The following is a 20,769-nucleotide window of genomic DNA, read 5'->3' as shown; positions in this document are numbered from 1 at the left end:
AGCATGTTGCCCTTGGGCGTGAACCCTAAGGCTGGGTACTGGTCGCGTGAAGAAAACGCGTCAAACGAAACTATAAAAGCGCCGCCTCTGGTCCATCAGAACTGGAAACGCTTTGGTGCCGCTGATTATGTAACGCCATCGTGTACGCCTGAGTTCCGGCGAAAGTCGCCATTCAGACTCAGGCTCCACGCGGTGGCGACGGGCGCCAGAGCCCTTGAAGTTGGCCGAACCCTAAAAGTTGGCAAAGGCTCCCAGCACGACCGGAAGCCGGCGATCAGCCCCAACCCAACGCCAGCGCGACGCGGTAGGTGACGAACGCCGCCAGATAAGCCATCGACAGCATGTAGAAGAATGTGATCAGCACCCAGCGCCACCCGCCGGTCTCGCGCTTGATGACGGCAAGCGTCGAAGCGCATTGCGGCGCAAACACATACCACGCGAGGAAAGCCAGCGCCGTGGCGAAACTCCATTGACCGGCCAGCATCTGCCCGACCTGCTCCGCCGCCTCGTTGCCTCCCTCGATCGCATAAACGGTGCCGAGCGAAGCCACCGCCACCTCGCGCGCCGCCATGCCGGGAATCAGCGCGACGCTGATCTGCCAGTTGAAGCCGATCGGCGCGAGCACCGGTTCGATCCAGCGGCCGATCATCGCCGCAAGGCTGAAATCGATCGCAGGCTCGGTGGCGCCCTCCGGCGGACGCGGGAACGACGCCAGGAACCAGATCAGGACCATCATCGAAAAGATCGTCGTGCCGGCGCGCTTCAAAAACGCCATCGCGCGCTGGTAGAGATTCATCAGCACGCTGCGCAGCTGCGGCAGCTTGTAATCCGGCAGTTCCAGCATGAAGGGCGGCGTCGCGCTATCACGCCAGAAGAAGCGGTTGGCCACGAACGACACGGCGAGCGCGCTGAATATCCCCAGCGCATAGAGCCCGAACATCACGAGCCCCTGCAATCCGAGCACGCCCAGAACCGGCTGGTTCGGCACGAAGGCCGCGATGATCAAGGTGTAGACCGGGATGCGCGCCGAGCAGGTCATCAGCGGCGCGACCATGATGGTAGTCAGCCGATCGCGTTTGTTGTCGATCACCCGCGTCGCCATGATCCCCGGAATCGCGCAGGCGAAGCTCGACAGCAGCGGGATGAAAGCGCGTCCGTGCAACCCCGCCCCGCCCATGATGCGGTCCATCAGGAAAGCCGCGCGCGCCATGTAGCCGAGATCCTCGAGCAGCAGAATGAACAGAAACAGGATGAGGATCTGCGGCAGGAACACGATGACGCTGCCGACGCCGGAGATCACGCCGTTCTGAATGAAGCTCTGCAACAGTCCGTCCGGCAGCATCGCCGCCGAGAACGCGCCAAGCGCGTCAAACCCCTGGCTGATGAGTTCCATCGCCGGTTCGGCCCAGGCGAACACGGCCTGGAACATCACGAACAACAAAAGAAGCAGCGCGACCATCCCCCACACCGGATGCAGCAGAACGGCATCCACCCGCGTGGTCCATGTATCGGGCTTGGCCGGCTCGCTGACCGCGGCGCGGATCACGCGATCGGCCTCGCGCTGCGCCGCCCGCAAATCGGATGCAGCCGGCACGGTCCAGTCGCTCGCGATGATTTCCGCGGTCGGCTTTCCGGCGATCTCATCGATCCGGCCCAGCAGATCGTCGATGCCGCCGCGCCGCACGGCGGTCGATGTGACGACTGGCACGCCAAGTTCGGCGGAGAGCTTGTCGAGATCGATATCGACGCCGCGCCGCCGCGCGATGTCGATCATGTTCAGCACCAGAAGCATCGGCCGGTGGACGCGCTTCAGTTCGATCACGAGGCGCAGCGCCACGCGAAGGTTGGTGGCGTCGGCCACGCAGAGCAGAAAGTCCGGCGGGCTTTCACTCGCGAGCTTGCCGAGAATGACGTCGCGGGTGATGTCCTCGTCCGGACTGCGGCCCCGCAATGAATAAGTCCCCGGCAGATCGATCAGATCGACGCGATGGCCGGATGCGGTGCGCAAAACTCCCGACTTGCGTTCCACCGTGACGCCGGCGTAGTTGGCCACCTTCTGCCGGCTGCCGGTCAGCGCGTTGAACAAGGCGGTCTTGCCGCAGTTGGGCGTTCCAACCAGGGCGATGCGCCAGTCATTCACCTCGATTGCGGTCATGTGGCGGTTTTCGCGGCCTGATCATGATCGCCGACCATGATCGCCATCGCTTCCCGCCGACGCAACGCGATCGTCGTGCCGTTGACCCGGACCGCGATCGGATCCCGGCCAACCGGCCCTTCGTGCAGGATCTGAACCGACGCGCCCTCGACGATGCCGAATTCGAGAAGACGCCGTTCGATCTCGTTCGCCGACACGCCAAGGTGGTCGCCGCCGACCATGATGGCGCTGACCCGGCCGCAAAAGCCGCGACGCGCGAGGCCGAGCGGCGTAGTCTGGTTGGCTTCAAGGGTTCGGGTACCGGGATCTGACATGATGCTCGCTGATTGAAGGGGTGACGCCTCTATCCAGTGGATCAACCTCTCGTAGGGGTCAAGACACAGAGCATTGATTGAATTTTGCTGGAATGATTAAAAATTGAGGACGCCTCAAGTCACGGGATGAGATGCTGGAACATTTTCACTTCTGATCGAATCAGGGGAAAAGCTCCGGATTGCTGTTCTGACGCCTTGTTCTTCACGCGAACAGGTCAGTCATCCATCCCCGGGGTCAGGCCCGAGGACATGCTTCGCTCGAAAACGCTATAGAAGATCGGCTTCGACCAGCGCGCGCAGTTCCTGTGTCACCGCGGGACGAAGGCCAAACCACAGTTCGAACCCGCGCACCGCCTGATGCAACAGCATTCCGAGGCCGTCCGCGGTCCTGAGGCCTCGCGCCCGCGCCGCGGACAGCAATGGCGTTTCCAGGGGAACATAGACCAGATCGGCGACCACCGCATCCCGCGGCAACAGCGCCAGATCAATGTCCAGGGGCGGCTGCCCGTTCATGCCGAGCGAGGTGGTATTGACGAGCAGACCGGTGCGCGGCAGCAGGTCGCTAAGCGTGTTCCAGGCCGCCGGAATAACCCTCGCCCCGAATCGGTCCGCGAGCACCCGCGCCCTTTCCATCGTGCGGTTGGCGAGATGGATACGCCTGATGCCACGCTCGACCAGGCCGAACACCACGGCCCGCGACGCCCCGCCGGCGCCCAGCACCAGCGCGTCCCCGGTGCGATCCCAGCCCGGCGCCGCGACGTCCAGATTACTGATAAAACCCTCGACGTCGGTATTGGTGGACCGCAGAATGGCGCCATCATAATAGAGCGTGTTGGCGGCGCCGACGGCTTTCGCGCGCTCATCCGGCTCCGTGAGCTGCAGCGCCCGCTCCTTGTGCGGGATCGTGACATTGGCGCCCGCGAAGCCGTGCGTCGAAAGATGCATGACGAATTCGGCGAATCCTTCGGGCGGAATCGCCTCGATGCTGTAGCCCCCCGTTATTCCGTGCAAGCGCAGCCAATAGTGATGGATCAGCGGCGAGCGCGAATGCGCCGCGGGCCATCCGATCAGGCAGGCGGCCCGGCCTGTTGTCTCGGCTGTCATCATGGGATCCCGTCGCGTGACGCGCCCGACCATCAGGGCGGCCCGCCGGGATGGAATCATTCAAGCCGCGCCGCCTGTCAATGCCGCCACCGGCCGCACTGCAACATGCAAAACTCCCGCCCGCGCTCACGGCGCGGGCTGCGATCTTATCCGAAAACCGGTTTCCACTTTGCGCTGGCGCGGCCCTTCGGGTCGGGATCTTGCTCTCTAAGCCGCCACCCGACGCGAAGCGATGATCTGGTCCGCTGTCCGCCCGGTGACTTCGGCCATGCGGTCGAACTGCCGGGTAAAACTGCCTGCTCCCGCCGTCGCCGACCTCAGCTCGATGATGAGATCGCCAATCTCGGCTTCCGGCATCGTCGCCCGCACGCAGTCCCAGCCCGGCCAGCCCTCGCGACTGTCGAAGCCAAGAATCTGGCCGCGGCGGGCCGACAGGATCGCGTTGACCTTCGCGGTCGCCTCACTCGGGCAGACGATCTCGACCACATCAATGGGCTCCAGCAGCACCGGCTGGCATTTCGGCAATGCCTCGGCGATCCCGATGCGGGCGGCGGTGCGGAACGCCTGATCCGAGGAGTCGACGCTGTGATAGGAGCCGTCGGTCAGCGTCACCTGCACATCGGTCACGGGAAAGCCCAGGGGACCGCGCGCGAGCCCGTCCACCACGCCGTCCTCGACCGCGCCGATATAATTGCGCGGCACCGCACCGCCCACGATCCTGTCGATAAAGACGAAGCCCGCGCCGCGCGACAGCGGTTGAATCTCCAGCACCACGTCGCCGAACTGGCCGTGCCCCCCCGACTGCTTCTTATGGCGTCCGCGCTGGGCGACAGGCTTGCGGATCGCTTCCTGGTAGCCGATCGCGGGCGGATGCGACGAAACATTGACGCCGAAGCGATCGCGCAGCCGTTCCAGCGCGACACGCAAATGCATCTCGCCTTGCCCCCACAGCACGGTGTCGTGGGTCTGCGGGTTGTGAACGACGGCGAGCGAGGGATCCTCCTCGTTGAGCTTGATCAAGGCCTGCCCGAGCTTGACGTCATCCTTGCGGTCGCCCGCGGCAAGCGCCATCGCAAGCACGGGTGGGGACGGCACGATGCTGACCAGCGAGGGCGGCGCGGCCCGAGCGGTGGTCAGCGTATCGCCGGTCCTGACGGCTTCGAGCTTGCCCAACGCCACGACCTCGCCCGCGCCAGCGGATGCGCGCTTGGTCTCCTGCGCGCCGGTTGCAGCGAGAATGCCGGATATCTTTCCTGCTTCGCCCGAGGACGCCTGCACCGCCGCGCCATCGTCGAAACGTCCGGTGAGCACTCGCGCCAGCGACAGCTTGCCGCCATGCTGGAGGTGCACGGTCTTGAACACGCAGGCCAACGCCTCGTTGCTGCCAGCCACGCCCATGCGCTTCACGGTCGCGCCGATGCCGGGAGCTTCGTGACGCAGCGCTTTCATCAGCCGCATCACGCCATTTTCGCGCGCGGCCGAGCCGAGCAACACAGGGCAGATCTGGCCTTCCCGCAGCTCGCGAGCGAGGTCGTCGAACACCGCATCCCGCTTCGGCGCAATATCCTCGAGCAGCTGCTCCATCAGCGCGTCGTCGTGATCGGCGAGTTTCTCCAGCATCGAGAACCGCGCGTCCTTCTCGCGGTCAAGATCGCCGCCGTCGAGCTGGACGACCTCGGAGGCCGCGTGCTCGCGATAGACGAAGGCGCGTTCCAGCGCGAGATCGACAAATCCCGCGATCGAATCGCCGTTCCAGATCGGAATCTGCCGCAGCAGCAGCGGAGTTCGCGACGCCTGCTGCAACGTCGCCAAGGTTTCGCGAACGCCCTTATTCGCCTTGTCGATCTTGTTGAGGAACAGGAAGCGGGGAATATTCAAATCTTCGAGTTCGCGAAGGATGATCTGTAGCTGCGGCAGCTTGCGCTCATCCGCCTCGCACACCACCACCGCCGCATCGACCGCGGGAATCGCCGCACGCATGTCGTGCGCGAATTCGATCGATCCCGGACAGTCAATAAAAGTGTAGTTTTCATCCATGAAGCAGGTGGTGGCCGGCGTGAGGGCGACCCCCATTCTGTGCTGGCGAGCCTCGGCGCTGGCGTCACCGACGCTGGTTGCCTGATCGACGCTGCCTGCTTTGGGAATCGCGCCCGTTCGGGCAAGGATGGCTTCGAGAAGCGTGGTCTTACCGCTCTGGAACGGGCCCACCAGCGCGATGCACCGGGGACCCGACGCTTGAGTGCCTTGAGAACCCCCATGAGAACTTCTGAGGTCTTGTCCCATTGCCGCCTCCTGGTCTGGAAGTCGGCCCATGATTGGGTCGGCAATAGCGATGCTCCACCCGCGGGCGGAATTTGGCAAGCGTGAAAACGCGTCGGAAGGTCGGACACGCGCGCCGCGCCGTACGCTTGAAGTGACCCGGAAGGATCGTTAGCGGCGGGATGATGCGAGAAAGCGTTCAGTTGCGATGACAAAGAGATGAAAAGAAGAGGCCCGCTTTCGCGGGCCTCTTCAGTCGTCTGATCAGCGATGGTGACGGTGATGACGATGCCGCTTCTTCCGAGGCTTCACACGCACATCCGCCGGACGCAGATCGACATCGACCACGCCAGCCGCCGCGCTGAAGCCGGTCTGGCCCTGCAGGCTCAGCGGCTGCAGCGAGATCGAATTGCCGGAACCGCCGACCAGCAGGTTCGCACCGATCCCGACGCCGACCGTCGCGTTCGCTCCGACTCCGCCGAAATGGCCAGCCAACGCACCGCGGCCCAGCCGGCCGCCCGGCGCATGGACTATCCATGCGAGGCCGGTCTGCTGAGTGACGCCAAGATCAAGGCCAAAGCGCTGGATGCGCGCGATGTACGGTTCAGGCGGCGCTCCGGTGCTGCTACGGAAGATGCACTGAAGTTCCGTTGTCGAACCAACGATATAGCCTACATGCTGGCCGCCTTCGCATTCGAGGACGCCGGCCTGAACCCCATGATGTTGATACTGGGCCTGGGCGCCCGCAACCGACGCGACGAGGGTCACGGCGGCCGCAGCGAGAAGTTTTGGGAAGTTCATGAATGATCTCCGCTTGGAATCGGTTGGGAATCTGTAAAGGCTTGGGACATTGATGGAACCGGCGTGTCCAAAACAAGGCGAACGCCACACTCAATACCTCAACATGCCAGCACCTTGCTAAACCTTAGATGAACATCCTGACAAAACCTTTCGAGACCGGGTGCAGGGCGTAGCTTGCCGCGAACGCCGAAGGCCTGCGCGGGCGTCGACCCATCGCACGAAATCTTCACAGGCGATCAGCGCAGACTGCCACAGAATCGCTGAATCCGTTTGCAGGCTTCTTCAAGATCCGCCGTCTTGGTCGCATATGAGATGCGAAACGCCGGCCCTAGGCCAAACGCCGACCCCTGAACCACCGCGACGCCCTCGGCCTCCAGCAGTTCGCTGACAAAATCCTCGTCCGTCTCGAGCTTCTTGCCCGACGGCGTGGTCTTGCCGATGGCGCCGGCGCAGGATGGATAGACGTAGAACGCGCCTTCCGGCCGGGGGCAATCGATGCCACTGGCCTGGTTCAGCATCGCCACCACGATGTCGCGGCGCTGCTTGAATACCTTGTTGTTCGCCTTGATGAAGCCTTGCGGACCGTTCAGGGCTTCCACCGCCGCCCACTGCGAAATGGACGACGGATTCGATGTCGATTGCGACTGGATCGTCGCCATCGCCTTGATCAGTTGCGCGGGCCCCCCCGCATAGCCGATTCGCCAGCCGGTCATGCAGTAGGCCTTCGACACGCCGTTGACCGTCAGGGTGCGGTCGAACAGTTTCGGCTCGACCTGCGCCGGAGTGGTGAACTCGAACTCGTCATAGATCAGATGCTCGTACATATCGTCGGTCATGATCCAGACGTGGGGATGCTTCACCAGCACATCGGTCAAAGCCTTCAATTCGGCCCGCGTGTAGGCCGCGCCGGTCGGGTTCGACGGCGAATTGAGGATGATCCACTTGGTTTTCGGCGTGATCGCTCTTTCCAGCGCCTCGGGCTGCAACTTGAATCCGAACTCCGCCGTGCAGATCACCGGCACGGGCTCGCCTCCCGCCAGCGCCACCATCTCGGGATAGCTGACCCAGTACGGCGCGGGGATGACGACCTCGTCACCGGGATTGATGGTCGCCATCAGCGCGTTGTAGAGAACCTGCTTGCCGCCGGTGCCGACAATGATCTGGTTCGGCTGGTAGGTCAGTTCGTTGTCGCGCTGAAACTTGGCGATAATCGCTTGCTTCAACTCGGGGATGCCATCGACCGCGGTATATTTGGTCTTCCCCGCCTCGACGGCATGGACCGCGGCCAACTTGATATTGGCCGGCGTATCGAAGTCCGGCTCGCCCGCGCCGAGGCCGATCACGTTTCGTCCCTCCGCTTTGAGCCGACGTGCCTTATCCGTGACCGCGATGGTCGCGGACGGCTTCACACGATCGAGCGCGGCGGACAGGAACGGCATCGTCATCTCCTAGCAAGCGTGGCCGGTCACCCCTTCCACGCTACCTCATTGATTGGGATCGCGGCACATTAGTGTGCGTCACGTTGCGCCGCAAGAAGCTTGCGGGCGGGGGTTTCGGCGGCAATGCCGTTTCAGGGAAAATTGAGCGGGGGCACCCGGAGTCTTTCGCTCGGATGGGAATTATTGGCCTCGCCCCGTTCCCGAATCACACCACCTGATGACCCCGGGGACCCGCGATCACTTTCATGGCGAATGAACTTTCTAAAAAACCCCGGATACCGGCAATTCCCGGCTCTTCGCGCCGCGCGGCTTGTCGTCCCCCTCAATATGTTTCAGAGTCGAGGGTCTTGCGTCGGTTCGATGCCATCCTCATTGTCGGATGCGGAAATTATCAGATGCGAAGTCGGCAGCCTCACCGCGCGACATCGGGGCCACGCGAATGTACAAGCTTTATTCGATGCAGCGCTCGGGAAACAGCTACAAGGTTCGCCTCGCGCTGACTGTCCTCGACGTGCCTTATCATGCCATCGAAATCGACATCCTGCGTGGCGAAAGCCGCACGCCGGATTTTCTGGCGAAGAACCCGAGCGGACAGGTGCCGTTGCTGGAGGTCGCGGAGGGGCGTTACCTCGCGGAGTCCAACGCGATCCTGTGGTATGTCGCGATCGGAACCGGGCTGGCGCCGGATTCACCGATCGAGCGCGCCGAAGCCCTGCAGTGGATGTTCTTCGAACAGCACGCGCTGGAGCCCAATATCGGCGCGGCGTATTTCTGGCTGTCGCTGGTCAAAGGGGGGCGTGATCTACAGACTCACGCGCTGGACGACTGGATGGAGCGGGGCTATGCGGCCCTCCAGGTCATGGAGAATCATCTCAGAACCCATGACTTTTTCGCCGCCGGCCAGCTGACCATCGCCGACATCGCGCTTTATGCCTACACCCACCTCGCCGACCAATGCGATTTCGACCTCACCACGTTCCCGTCGGTTCGCGCCTGGTTGCGGCGGATCGAACAGCAGCCCGGCTTTGTGGCCATGGACGGCAACACGGCTTCTTCAGGCAACGCCGCGGTCGGAATCACAAGAGCCTGATCCGCGCGGCCGGCATCAATCCAGCAACCAGCTTCGACATGGCAGATGCGAGATGGCAGATGCGGGATGGCAGGTGCAGGAACCGCTTCTCCTCACGCGGCTCGCCCCAATCCTGCCCGCGACTGGTGAAAGATGGTCGAGGGCGGGGTGATTCGCGCATGCTTGTGGAGATCCGACTATGAGGCGATCGCCGGGTTCGAGCGGATGGTTTGGAGGGCGCTTCGCGCCCGTTGCGTCCGCGCGCCTGATCAACGCGGTTGCGGCTTCACTGGCCATCGCCGCTTTTGCGGTCTTCCTTTCCGTCGCCTTCGCAATGATGTCGATCAAGGTCGCGATGGCCATGCCAATCGGAACCTGAACCATTCCTTGCAGTTTACGTCGACCCCCTCGCGAATTGGTGCGGCTACCCCATGTCTTGGGAATCCGATCTCTGTCGTGGGACTCTGTGCATGTGAACCATCGCTGATTGCCAGGAGCGGCCGATGAAAACACCCCTCACGCGGGCTACGGCCATCCTGAGCGCGGCCACGATTCTCTCGGCTTTCTTCACCACCGGCGCGCGCAGCGAAAGCAGGTCGTTCCGGTCTTCAGCCGGACCAATAGAGGTCTCGACGGTCGCCAGCGGCCTCGTCCATCCCTGGGGGCTCGCCTTGCTGCCGGACGGGCGGATACTGGTCACGGAACGGCCCGGACGCCTTCGTATCGTCAGCCGCGACGGTGATCTGTCGCCGCCGCTCAAGAACGTGCCGGGCGTTTGGGCCTCTGGTCAGGGCGGCCTGCTCGACGTTGTGCTGGACAAGTCGTTCACGGACAACAAGACCCTCTATTTCTGCTTCGCGGAGCGGGTGGACGGCGGCGGACGAACCGCCGTCGCACGCGCCCGGTTGGGTGAGGATCGTCTTCAGGACGTCGGGATCATCTTCCGGCAGGAAGGCCCGCTATCGTCAGGCAATCACTATGGCTGCCGCATCGCGCAAGCTGACGACGGCAACCTGTTCGTAACGCTCGGCGATCATTTCAGTCATCGTGACGAAGCGCAGAATCTCGCCAACCACCTCGGCAAGGTGATCCGCATCGCGCCGGACGGCTCGGCGCCCTCCGACAATCCGTTCGTCGGCCGCGCCGACGCCAGGCCCGAAATCTGGAGCTACGGCCACCGCAACGAACAGGGGCTCGCTATCAATCCCGCGACCGGCGGCCTTTGGGAGGTCGAGCACGGCCCGCGCGGCGGCGACGAGGTCAACATCATCGGCAAGGGCAAGAATTATGGCTGGCCGGTGATCGGCTACGGCATCGATTACAACGGCGCGAAGATCCATGCCGGCGCCTCGAGGGAAGGCATGGAGCAGCCGGTGAAGTACTGGGTGCCGTCGATCTCGCCTTCCGGCATGGCTTTCTATACCGGCACGCTGTTTCCGTCGTGGAAAGGCAGCCTTTTCATCGGCGCGCTCTCGGGGCGGATGCTGGTGCGCCTTTCGCTCAGGGGCGATGAGGTCGTCGGCGAGGAACGCCTGCTGCACGACCTCGACGAGCGCATCCGCGACGTCCGCCAGGCGCCCGACGGCGCGCTGTGGCTTCTGACCGACAGCAAGGCGGGACGCCTGTTGCGGGTATCGCCGCCGGGGAAATAGCGGGCAGCGCGTCCTTCACCGTCTCACGGAGTCCTGAGCGCGGCGAGCAGCGCGAAGCCGAAAAGCACGGCGACACCTGCGATGAATCCGAACGCGAATGTCAGGTATCCGCGACCCGGCTTCCTCGTCTCCGCCGGCTCCCACAGCGGCGTCGCCGACAGCGCACGCTCACGCTCGATCATGCGTCGCGCGACATAGTCCGTGACGGCCTTGACGATCGCGGCCGCGTCATGGGATTCCGTGAGCACAATCCGGCCGTACCGGGTATCCTGAACAAAGCGGTACAGGCGCTTGTCGCGTCCCATCACGACATGGGCGACAATGTCGATCCACAGACGCGGGGTGTCTCCCTTGCTGATACCCCGATCGAACAGATCGATCTGATCCGGCACCTGCGCGAACAGCGGGTCCAGCGCCTCGTTCAGGATCTCGAGCCGGGCCGCTTCCGCATCGCGCAGATCCACGACGACGCCAGTGCGATCGGCGGCCTCGATCCGGGCCTGCCACAGCGCGTCGCGCAACCGCGGCGGCTTCGCCGTTTCCGCCACGCCCCTTCCAATGATCGGTGCGTCCGACATCGGTCGCCTTTCCCGCAGATGCTGCCGCCCTTTAACCTGACGGTAACCATGCAACTTAGAGCATCGGACCCGAAAGTGGGAACCGGTTTCGGGATAAATCCGATGCTCAATCAATTAACTGGAGCAGCGGCGGCGCTGATTCCATTTGACCGGCGGCCGCTCTAGGTGTTTTCGAGCGAAGTGGCTACCGGTTCGCGTGAAGAAAACGCGTCAAATCGAATCCGAGAGCCCCGCTTCTGATTGAATCAGAAGCGGCAAGGCTTTAGCAGCAGCTCCGGTCGGCGCAAAGGCCGTTCAGATCCAAAGGCTTATGGGTTGACGGCTGCTTCATCGGGAACTCCGCCCGCCGGATGCGCAACGGCCCCACCCGATCTGCCGGGCAGGGCCGCTGCTTCCTTGGACGCTTCTTCTTTTTTAGAGCATGATCCCGACCCGAAGGGCCGCGCCAGCGCAAAGTGGAAACCGGTTTTCGGATAAGATCATGCTCAAACAAAATAATATGCGACGAGTCTGATTGAACGCAGTTGAACCAGACTCTAGCGTGGATGAACCTCAGCCCGCCATGCGGTTCGGCTCTTCCACGATCGAGAAACGCACGCCGGCGCGGTAGCGGTTCTCCTCGGACACGACCCTCCAGGCGTCCTCCGCTTCCTTCCGCGTCTTGAACGGTCCCTGCACCTGAGCCGAGCCTTCCACCAGCTTGTGGAAGTTCATTGAACCAAATTCGCCGCCAATCACCCAGAAATTGCTACGGGTCATGAGAACCTCCTCGTGTTCGGCCGCTTTACTCAGCGGCCTGAACGTTGGTCGGTGAGCGTTGAGACTTGAACTGCGCGGTTTCCGTGGAATCGTGAAGCGCAGTGGTCGACGACTGTCCTCCCGTGATCGTGGTCGAAACCAGATCGAAATAGCCGGTGCCGACCTCGCGCTGATGGCGCGTCGCCGAGTATCCGAACTTCTCCGAGGCGAACTCGGCCTGCTGGAGACGGGAATAGGCGGCCATGCCTTCGGCTTTGTAACCACGCGCCAGTTCGAACATGCCATGGTTAAGCGAGTGAAAGCCCGCCAGCGTGACAAACTGGAACTTGTAGCCCATCGCGCCGATCTCCTTCTGGAATTTGGCGATGGCAGCCTTGTCGAGGTTGGCTTCCCAGTTGAACGAGGGCGAGCAGTTGTAGGCCAGCATCTTGTTCGGATAGACCTTCTTCACAGCCTCCGCGAACCTGCGCGCGCCCTCCAGGTCGGGCTTCGAGGTCTCCCACCACAGAAGGTCTGCGTATCTCGCAAATGACAGTCCGCGCTTGATGCAATGATCCAGGCCGGTGCCGGGCTTCAGCCGATAGAAGCCTTCCGCCGTACGTTCGCCGGTGATGAACTCGTGATCGCGCTCGTCAATGTCCGACGTGATCAGCTTCGCGCTCTCCGCATCGGTGCGCGCCAGCACAAGAGTCGGCACCCCGCAGACATCAGCCGCAAGCCGCGCCGCGATCAGATTGCGCTCATGCGCCGCGGTCGGGATCAGCACCTTGCCGCCCATGTGGCCGCACTTCTTTTCCGATGCGAGTTGGTCCTCGAAGTGGACGCCGGACGCGCCGGCCTCGATATAGGCCTTCATGATCTCGAACGCGTTGAGCGGCCCGCCGAAGCCCGCTTCCGCGTCCGCGACGATCGGCACGAACCAGTCAATCTTGGCGCCACCCTCGGCATGCTCGATCTGGTCGGCGCGCTGGAAGGTGCGGTTGATCCGGCGGCAGAGTTCAGGACCGGCGTTAGCGGGATAGAGGCTCTGGTCCGGATACATCGCGCCCGCGGTGTTGGCGTCGGCAGCGACCTGCCAGCCGGAGAGATAGATGGCGGGCAAACCGGCGCGCGCCTGCTGCATCGCCTGATTACCAGTGACGGCGCCAAGCGAATTCACATAAGGCATGTCGTTAAGTTGCTTCCAAAGCCGGTTCGCTCCCCTCTCCGCCAGCGTGTACTTGATCCCGACCGAGCCGCGCAGCCGTTCGACGTCCTCCGGAGCATAGGGACGGCTGATCCCCTCAAACCGGCCCTCGGGGGCGGGAACGATCTGCTCAAAGGTCCGAGACATCCCTATCTCCAATTCACATTCATGACATTGCACTGCAAGATACGAGGATAGATAAACGCCAAATCGGACCATTCGTATAGACAGCTTGATTCCTAATCGTGATGTTGTGTAACACATTTATATGTCTTATATGTCATTTTGTAAAAATTATTACACTTGAGCACCCGAATGGCCAACGATCCAGGCAAGAAACTCTTCGTCGGCCCCCGGTTTCGCCGCGTCCGCCAGCAGCTTGGGTTGTCGCAGACCCAGTTCGCTGAGGGGCTCGGCATTTCCCCGAGCTACGTCAACCTGATCGAGCGCAACCAGCGCCCGGTCACCGCGCAAATTCTTCTCCGCCTCGCGGAGACCTACGATCTCGACCTGCGCGATCTCGCCACCGCCGACGAGGACCGTTTCTTCGCCGAGTTGAACGAGGTCTTTTCCGATCCCCTGTTTCGCCAGATCGACATCCCCAGGCAGGAGCTGCGCGATCTGGCCGAACTCTGCCCCGGCGTGACCCATGCGCTGCAGCGCCTCTATGCCGCCTATACCGAGGCGCGACGCGGCGAAACGCTGGCGGCGGCGCAGTTCGCCGGCCGCGACGACAGCACGGGCGGACGCTTCGAGGCCGATCCGATCGAGCGGGTTCGCGACCTGATCGAAGCCAACCGCAATTATTTCCCGGAGCTTGAGCAGGCCGCGGAGGCGCTGCGCGATGAAATCGACGTTCCCGCACAGGACCTGTTCGCGGCGCTGAGCGCGCGGCTGCGCGAAAAACATTCGATTCAGACGCGTATCATGCCGGTGGATATCATGCGCGAGACGCTGCGCCGCTTCGACCGCCACCGCCGCCAGCTCCTGATCTCCGAACTCGTGGACGGCCCCGGGCGCGCCTTCCAGCTCGCATTCCAGATCGCGCTCGCCGAATGCACAGCCGCTTTTGATTCGATCATCGCGCGCGCCGGCGCGCTCGACGACACCTCTCGCCGGCTTTATCGCATCACGCTCGCGAACTACTTCGCAGGCTGCGCGCTGATGCCCTATCAGCCCTTCCTCGCCGCGGCGGAGTCGCTTGGCTACGACATCCATGTGCTGGCGCAACGCTTCAGCACCGGCTTCGAGCAGGTCTGCCACCGACTGACCACGCTGCAGCGGCCGAACGCGCGTGGCGTGCCGTTCTTCATGCTGCGCGTCGACAACGCAGGCAACGTCTCCAAGCGATTTTCGTCCGGCACGTTCCCGTTCTCAAAGTTTGGCGGCACCTGTCCGCTGTGGAACGTCCACTCCACGTTCGACACGCCGGACCGCCTGTTGAAGCAGGTGATCGAGTTGCCGGACGGCACCCGCTACTTTTCAGTCGCACAGATGGTGCGCCGGCCGGTCGCGCCGCATCCGCTGGCGCAACCACGCTTCGCCATCGGCCTGGGTTGCGAAATCCGCCACGCCGCAAGGCTTGTCTATGCGTCGGGCATGGATCTGGACAATTCCGAGGGCACGCCGATCGGCATCAACTGCCGCCTCTGCGAGCGGGAAAACTGCGCGCAGCGAGCCGACCCCCCGCTTACGCGCACGCTGATCCTGGACGAAAACACCCGCCGCATGACAAGCTTTGCGTTTTCGAATGCGCGGGAAGTGTGACCGGCGGCTTGCTCGCTGTCTCGCTATCACATCGTACTATTGCGGCATGCAATCAAACTTCCATCGCGCATTGCCGCGTGAGCTCATCTGTAAAGTTGAAGCTCAGGCCGGGCGTCAGGGATAAAACCATCCTTGTTGGGCATCTGCACTTTGGGCAGGCTCTTCGCGTCCATGGTCTCGGACGGTTTGATGATCCTGGCTTCCGAAAGGATGTAGGCGACCAGCGAATACACCTCGTCATCCCTGAGTGAACCGGGCGCGCTGAACGGCATCGTGCGCTTGATGTAATCGAATAGCGTCGTTGCATACGGCCAGTAGCTCTCGACAGTCTTGACCGGCGTTTTGCCCACAAGCGAGCCCCGGCCGCCAAGCAGACGATCACCACCAATGCCCGCGGCGGGATTGCCTTGCAATTTGTCGCCATGACAAGCTGCGCAAGTGTTGGCAAAAACCAGTACACCGGCTTTTGCCGTTCCGCTCCCCGCAGGAAGTCCCGCGCCCGAAGGCGGGATCGAGAAGTATTTGGCGGCCTCGTTCGCCGTCGCGGTCTGGCCGAGACCGAAGTGATCGACCATCGATTGAGCGCCCGCGCTGCCGGAGAACAGGCAGACGCCGATCACGCAGGCGAACCATCGCTTATGCATGGACATTGGTCACATCCCCCGCCTCGCTGACAGCCCAGCTCTGAATCGCATTGAGGTGATAGATCGAACCGAACGGTCCGCTATCGCCACGGATTGCGATGAGTTGCTCGAGAGTAGGCTGGACATAACCGGTCTCGTCGATGCAGCGGCTCTGCAGCACCGCACTCTTACCGTCCCACATCCACGGGAAGCTGAAGCGCACCGTGCACATCGGCTCGGGAGGCGATTCAAGCCGCGCCGGGTACCAGGTCCTTCCCGAATCCAGCGAGACATCGACGGACTGGACCCGCCCGCGCCCTGTCCATGCAAGGCCTGTGATGTTGTAGAAACCCGGACCCGGCAGCTTCATCTCTCCCGATGGAAACGTGATGACCGACTTGGCCTCCATGTCCAGGCTGAAGATGCGCGCCTTACCGCTTCCTAGAAGATCGGTATATTTCGCCGTCTCCTCTCGCGTCATGAATGGCTTGTCACTGACTTGCAGTCTCCGAAGCCATTTGATGTGAGTGTTTCCTTCATAACCAGGAAGAAGAAGCCGCAAGGGATACCCTTGTTCGGGACGAATAGCTTCGCCGTTTTGTCCGTAAACGATGAGGGCGTCCTTAAGCATCTTCTCCATGGGAATGCTGCGTGTCATGACGGCGGCATCGGCGCCTTCGGCCAGGACCCAGGCTGCATCTTCCTTCAATCCCGTCTCGCGCGCGAAAGTGGCGAACTGAACACCGGTCCACTCGGATGTGCTGAGCAGCCCGTGCGTTCCTTGCACGGTCTTCATGGTCGGCTTGTTCCACTCCGTCAGACCGTTGCCAGAGCACTCGATGAAATGCTTGCGCGTCACCGAAGGCAGCCGCTTGATGTCGGCCATCGAGAACGTCATCGAGCGATCCACCATGCCGTGGATCAGCAAGTTGTGCTTCGCCGGATCGATCGTCGGGATTCCGCCGTGATGGCGTTCGAAGTGGAGTCCTGATGGCGTGATGTTGCCAACTCCCCTGCCGAGCGGAGTGAAACTCCAGGATGTGTTCTCGTTCGGCGTCGGATAACGCATGCGGGCTTCAGTCTCGAACTGGGACCTCGTTCCATAGCTTCCGTCGACGACCGGCCGTCCTTGCACTTTGGTCGGATCGTCAGGCACGTCGTAAAAAACTGCGCCGGGCGGCGCTTTCAGCGCCTCGGCATGGGCGATTGTGGCTGCTCCGGCTGCGCCGACGAGTGACCCCGCCGCGAACAAAAAGCTACGCCGGCTCGACGTCGCCCGACGAGGGAACATTCCATCCCTACACTCGCAATCTTCCCGGAGCCGATCTGCAATATGACGCTGTTCGGTCAAAAACAACTGCTCAGCCATCCGGCGAGCCTTGTCGTCGTAGACGACCTTTTTGTTGCTATTCAAGTCGCCCTCCTTGAGAGATTTCACGATCAAGGGTGAGCGACGCTAGACCTCGCTTTGTTGCTCTTCAAGCCGCTCTCCTTAAGCGTGTTTTCTTCGCTGTGAAAGCGGCGCAGATCATGCGATCGAGAGGCTAAGCTTTCCGTCCATGATGGATGTTGCGATATAATAATCTCCCATTTGCAGATGCACATTCGACTGTTTCGCCGTCTGCTTCCGCACCACCAACAAACAAGGGCATCCCATGTCATTCCATGATTCTGCTTCGCCGGCCTTTCTGCAAACGCTCGGCGCTCTCTCAGACATCCTCAGGAAAGCCGAAGCCCATGCCAGCGCCCGGAAGATTGCACCCGAAACGCTGCTCACCGCGCGGCTCTATCCGGACATGCTGCCGCTGACTCGCCAGATTCAAATTGCCTGCGATTTCGCCGTGAAGACCTGCGCGCGACTGAGCGGCTCGGAGGTGCCGAGCACGCCGGATACGGAAAAGACCTTTGACGAGTTACAGCAGAGGATCGCGAAGGCAACGGATTACGTCAGGAAACTAGCGCCCGATAAATTCGACGGCGCGGAAGATCGCGATGTCACCTTTCCGGCGGGTCGCGACCAGACCATGACCCTGAAGGGTCAGCAATATCTCAGCCACTTCGCCTTGCCGAATTTCTATTTCCACGCGACCACCGCCTACGACATCCTGCGTCACAACGGCGTCGAACTCGGCAAACGGGATTTCATGGGCGTGAAATAGGAAGACTGGCCCGGGCATTCGTTTGAATCGCAGGATTGCTTCCGGTTTCGCGCGCGCTTTGCATCACCTTGAGGTGATGCTCATGTGCGCGCTTCTGCTTCCCTCAAGCGCCCGGTCACGGTTCGCTCCGCGAACCAGGCCTCAAGCGCGGCTACGTTGGCCGCCGACATCCGCAAGCCGAGCTTGGAGCGTCGCCAGATGACATCCTCCGCAGTGTACGCCCATTCGTCGGACATGAGATAGCGGACCTCGCGTTCCGTGAGCGTGGCCCCGAAATCGCGGCCCAAATCCGTCATTGTTTTCGCCGTCCCCAGCATCCTGGCGGCGCGGGTGCCATAGGCGCGCGCCAGACGGCGCGCGTGTCCCTCCGTCAGAAAAGGATAGCCGCGCAGCAAATCGGCCGCGATCCCCTCAACCGCGGAAACCTCCATGTCTCCGCCGGGCAGCGCCGCTTTCGCCGTCCAGCCCGCGCGCGCCTTTGTCCCCTTCAGATAGGGCGACAGCTTTTCCAGTGCTTCTTCGGCGAGCCGGCGATAGGTCGTGATCTTGCCACCGTAGACCGACAGCAGCGGTGCGCCGCCGGGCGTATCGAGTTCAAAGGCGTATTCCCGGGTAGCGGCCTTGGCCTCGCTCGCGCCGTCATCATAGAGCGGCCTCACCCCCGCATAGGACCAGACCACATCCGTCGGAGCGACCTGTTTCGCCAGATATTCGCTGACCGACGCACAAAGATAGGCGATTTCCTCGTCCGAGGCCTTCACCCTGGCGGGGTTCCCCTCATAGTCGCGATCCGTGGTCCCGATCAGGGTGAAGTCATCCTGATAGGGAATGGCGAACACGATCCGGCCGTCGCTGTTCTGGAAGATGTAGGCGCGGTCGTGATCATAAAGTTTGCCCACCACGATATGCGCCCCCTGCACCAGCCGCACCCGCGCACGGCTGGTGACGCCGGCGCCCAACCGCAGCACCTGCTCAACCCAGGGGCCGCCCGCGTTGACCAGCACCCGCGCGACGATCGTGACGCGTTCGCCGCTGAGCGTATCCTCCAACGTGACGTGCCAGAGTCCGTCGGACAGACGGGTCTCGACCGCGCGCGTCCGGGTCCGGATATCGGCGCCGCGATCGGCCGCATCGCGCGCGGTCAGAATGACGAGACGGGCATCGTCGACCACGCAGTCGGAATATTCGAAACCCTTATGGTAGCGGCCGGGGCTCAGCGGCTTTCCGACTTTATCGCGCGCAAGGTCAACCGAGCGCGTCGGCGGCAACAGCTTGCGGCCTCCGATATGATCGTAAAGGAAGAGGCCGAGCCGCAGCAGCCATGCCGGCCTCAGGCCGGCGTGATGCGGCAGCACGAAGCGCGCCGGATGAATGATGTGAGGCGCGATCCGCCAGAGAATCTCGCGCTCGATCAGGGCCTCGCGAACCAGGCGGAATTCGTAGTATTCCAGATAACGCAGCCCGCCGTGCACCAGCTTGGTCGATCCCGACGAGGTGCCGCTGGCAAGGTCGTTCATTTCACACAGGACGACCGAGTTGCCCCGCCCGGCCGCGTCGCGCGCGATCCCGCAGCCGTTGATGCCGCCACCGATGACAGCGAGGTCGTAAACCTGACCCAAGGGCACGCCCTCCTCCATCATCTTAGCGACATGCGAGCGTCATCGAACCGGTTTGCGGCCGACGACGATCGTCTCGATTTGCGAGGATGGCGACAATCGTCAGGGCAACCTCACCGAAGGCGCGCGGACATCCCCACGCCGGACATGCCATGGTGATGATGTTTGCGGAAGCGGTCAACGCAGTTTCTGCGTCGGCCACGTCCCCATCAAAAAGGAAGTTTCGGCAGAACGCGCCGCAGCGATTTCACGAATTCGGGACAGGCGGGTTTCTTGGACAACGCGCGATCCTTCGCCGCGCGCTCCGCGTCACGGGCGCTTCGAAACAACCTGCCGTCGAGCGAACTGAACCGCTGCGAGGCCGAAAAGAAGCGAAACCCGGCGCGATCACGCACCACGATGCCTGCGGACTCTGAACCGACTTCGATGATATAGCTTTTCGACATGTCCCACTCGCATTTTTTCGGCCTCACGGCCGCGCCGATAACGGGCAACTGGGTGAAACGTTCCTTGTCGTTCAGTGAGTCATATGAGCATGATTCCGGCCAATACAACCTGGAATATGTCTAGAGTAGGCTACAGCGTCACGGAATCGTGGACAAGCTATGTTTCTGATTCTTCGTGAATTTCTCAGGCGAACCGGTTTTTTATCCCGGAGCCGGGCGGGCGAGAATGTTTTGTTCGAAAAGCGACAGGCTGATGGCAGGTTGTACGCCGTGGCGGCAAGCCATGGCCAGGCCGACCTGAAACAACCAAATCGAAAACGTCGGTTCGACTACGCCGGATTCGGCAGGCCGGTCTGGTGGATTTCCCGTGGCCGGCCGTTATCGTCGATCGCGACGTAAGTGAATTTGCCGTCGGTGACGAGGATAAACTGCTTCTCCTTGCGACGCATCACCCAGGCTTCCAGATGCACAGCGATCGAGGTCCTGCCGACACGGATCAATGTGGCATGAACGGAGACCAGATCCCCGACATAGACCGGCTTGCGGAAATTCATGGCCTCGATCGCCACGGTCACGGTGCGGGACTTCGCGAGCTTGGAAGCGAACACGCCGCCGCCGATGTCCATCTGGCTCAATAACCAGCCGCCGAAAATGTCGCCGTTCTGATTGGTGTCGGCGGGCATCGCCAGCGTGCGGATGCAGAGTTCGCCAAGCGGCGCGGTGTCGGCGATCGGCCGCGCGTGAGCGGCTGTCGGGTCGGTCATGGCTGTGTCTGTCATCCGTTGATCCGAAACAAGGTCACGCGTCGTCTCGCTAGAGCATTTTCCGGCGAAGTGGATACC

At 62.3% G+C, this 20,769-nt stretch carries 19 protein-coding genes; 5 read left to right on the top strand and 14 right to left on the bottom strand.

Features of this window, described 5'->3' with window-relative positions:
* Positions 1-274 precede the first annotated feature (274 nt).
* The 6 genes from feoB to NWI01_RS12715 all read right to left on the bottom strand — a co-directional run bounded on the left by feoB (position 275) and on the right by NWI01_RS12715 (position 8,072).
* Complete coding sequence (feoB, locus tag NWI01_RS12740; RefSeq protein WP_141384203.1) at positions 275-2,155, bottom strand: ferrous iron transporter B; 1,881 nt, start codon at positions 2,153-2,155, stop codon at positions 275-277.
* On the bottom strand, positions 2,152-2,469 hold the full coding sequence (locus NWI01_RS12735) for a FeoA family protein (protein WP_141384202.1): 318 nt from the start codon (positions 2,467-2,469) through the stop codon (positions 2,152-2,154). The genes feoB and NWI01_RS12735 overlap by 4 nt, the downstream gene beginning before the upstream one ends.
* A 267-nt stretch (positions 2,470-2,736) precedes the next feature.
* Positions 2,737-3,576, bottom strand: a complete 840-nt coding sequence (locus tag NWI01_RS12730) for a shikimate dehydrogenase (protein ID WP_141384238.1) — start codon at positions 3,574-3,576, stop codon at positions 2,737-2,739.
* Positions 3,577-3,780: 204 nt separating this feature from the next.
* On the bottom strand, positions 3,781-5,856 hold the full coding sequence (locus NWI01_RS12725; RefSeq protein WP_141384201.1) for an elongation factor G: 2,076 nt from the start codon (positions 5,854-5,856) through the stop codon (positions 3,781-3,783).
* A gap of 240 nt (positions 5,857-6,096) precedes the next feature.
* Positions 6,097-6,633, bottom strand: a complete 537-nt coding sequence (locus NWI01_RS12720) for a DUF992 domain-containing protein (protein WP_141384200.1) — start codon at positions 6,631-6,633, stop codon at positions 6,097-6,099.
* 236 nt (positions 6,634-6,869) lie between these two features.
* Positions 6,870-8,072, bottom strand: a complete 1,203-nt coding sequence (locus NWI01_RS12715; protein ID WP_141384199.1) for a pyridoxal phosphate-dependent aminotransferase — start codon at positions 8,070-8,072, stop codon at positions 6,870-6,872.
* A 439-nt stretch (positions 8,073-8,511) separates the two neighbouring features.
* Between NWI01_RS12715 and NWI01_RS12710 the strand changes: the two genes are divergently transcribed.
* From NWI01_RS12710 to NWI01_RS12700, 3 genes are all read left to right on the top strand, one after another.
* Entirely contained in the window at positions 8,512-9,162 is a 651-nt protein-coding gene (locus tag NWI01_RS12710) for a glutathione S-transferase family protein (RefSeq protein WP_141384198.1), read from the top strand.
* 178 nt (positions 9,163-9,340) lie between these two features.
* A complete protein-coding gene (locus NWI01_RS19365; protein WP_141384197.1) occupies positions 9,341-9,520 on the top strand; it encodes a hypothetical protein in 180 nt (59 codons plus the stop codon).
* A gap of 124 nt (positions 9,521-9,644) precedes the next feature.
* Positions 9,645-10,793 carry a PQQ-dependent sugar dehydrogenase gene (locus NWI01_RS12700; RefSeq protein ID WP_141384196.1) on the top strand — a complete coding sequence of 383 codons (1,149 nt, stop codon included), beginning with the start codon at positions 9,645-9,647 and terminating at the stop codon, positions 10,791-10,793.
* A gap of 23 nt (positions 10,794-10,816) precedes the next feature.
* On the opposite strand, the gene NWI01_RS12695 is transcribed toward NWI01_RS12700, so the two are convergent.
* The 3 genes from NWI01_RS12695 to aceA all read right to left on the bottom strand — a co-directional run bounded on the left by NWI01_RS12695 (position 10,817) and on the right by aceA (position 13,463).
* Positions 10,817-11,371 (bottom strand): hypothetical protein, encoded by a 555-nt coding sequence (locus NWI01_RS12695; protein WP_141384195.1) that lies wholly within the window; start codon positions 11,369-11,371, stop codon positions 10,817-10,819.
* 552 nt (positions 11,372-11,923) lie between these two features.
* The gene (locus tag NWI01_RS12690) at positions 11,924-12,130 is read right to left on the bottom strand and encodes a DUF4170 domain-containing protein (RefSeq protein WP_141384194.1); all 207 of its coding nucleotides are present in this window, start codon (positions 12,128-12,130) and stop codon (positions 11,924-11,926) included.
* Positions 12,131-12,155: 25 nt separating this feature from the next.
* The gene (gene aceA, locus NWI01_RS12685) at positions 12,156-13,463 is read right to left on the bottom strand and encodes an isocitrate lyase (protein ID WP_141384193.1); all 1,308 of its coding nucleotides are present in this window, start codon (positions 13,461-13,463) and stop codon (positions 12,156-12,158) included.
* Positions 13,464-13,631: 168 nt separating this feature from the next.
* On the opposite strand from aceA, the gene NWI01_RS12680 reads away from it, so the two are divergent.
* Positions 13,632-15,083, top strand: coding sequence for a helix-turn-helix domain-containing protein (locus NWI01_RS12680; protein ID WP_141384192.1), 1,452 nt, complete (start codon positions 13,632-13,634; stop codon positions 15,081-15,083).
* A gap of 83 nt (positions 15,084-15,166) precedes the next feature.
* Here NWI01_RS12680 and NWI01_RS12675 read toward each other — a convergent pair whose 3' ends face one another.
* Positions 15,167-15,733: a c-type cytochrome gene (locus tag NWI01_RS12675; RefSeq protein ID WP_141384191.1), complete on the bottom strand. Its 567-nt coding sequence runs from the start codon at positions 15,731-15,733 to the stop codon at positions 15,167-15,169.
* Positions 15,720-16,997, bottom strand: coding sequence for a sulfite dehydrogenase (gene soxC, locus NWI01_RS12670; protein WP_141384190.1), 1,278 nt, complete (start codon positions 16,995-16,997; stop codon positions 15,720-15,722). Before soxC ends, NWI01_RS12675 begins: the two co-directional genes overlap by 14 nt.
* A gap of 364 nt (positions 16,998-17,361) precedes the next feature.
* On the opposite strand from soxC, the gene NWI01_RS12665 reads away from it, so the two are divergent.
* Positions 17,362-17,865: a DUF1993 domain-containing protein gene (locus tag NWI01_RS12665; RefSeq protein ID WP_141384189.1), complete on the top strand. Its 504-nt coding sequence runs from the start codon at positions 17,362-17,364 to the stop codon at positions 17,863-17,865.
* Positions 17,866-17,945: 80 nt separating this feature from the next.
* Here NWI01_RS12665 and glpD read toward each other — a convergent pair whose 3' ends face one another.
* From glpD to NWI01_RS12650, 3 genes are all read right to left on the bottom strand, one after another.
* Entirely contained in the window at positions 17,946-19,502 is a 1,557-nt protein-coding gene (glpD, locus tag NWI01_RS12660) for a glycerol-3-phosphate dehydrogenase (RefSeq protein ID WP_141384237.1), read from the bottom strand.
* A 188-nt stretch (positions 19,503-19,690) separates the two neighbouring features.
* A complete protein-coding gene (locus NWI01_RS12655) occupies positions 19,691-19,927 on the bottom strand; it encodes a hypothetical protein (RefSeq protein ID WP_141384188.1) in 237 nt (78 codons plus the stop codon).
* 329 nt (positions 19,928-20,256) lie between these two features.
* Positions 20,257-20,691: an acyl-CoA thioesterase gene (locus NWI01_RS12650; RefSeq protein ID WP_244613747.1), complete on the bottom strand. Its 435-nt coding sequence runs from the start codon at positions 20,689-20,691 to the stop codon at positions 20,257-20,259.
* Positions 20,692-20,769 lie beyond the last annotated feature (78 nt).

The sequence above is a fragment of the Nitrobacter winogradskyi genome, from assembly GCF_006539545.1.
Lineage (GTDB): Bacteria > Pseudomonadota > Alphaproteobacteria > Rhizobiales > Xanthobacteraceae > Nitrobacter > Nitrobacter winogradskyi_A.
This window is presented reverse-complemented; position numbering and strand designations above follow the sequence as displayed.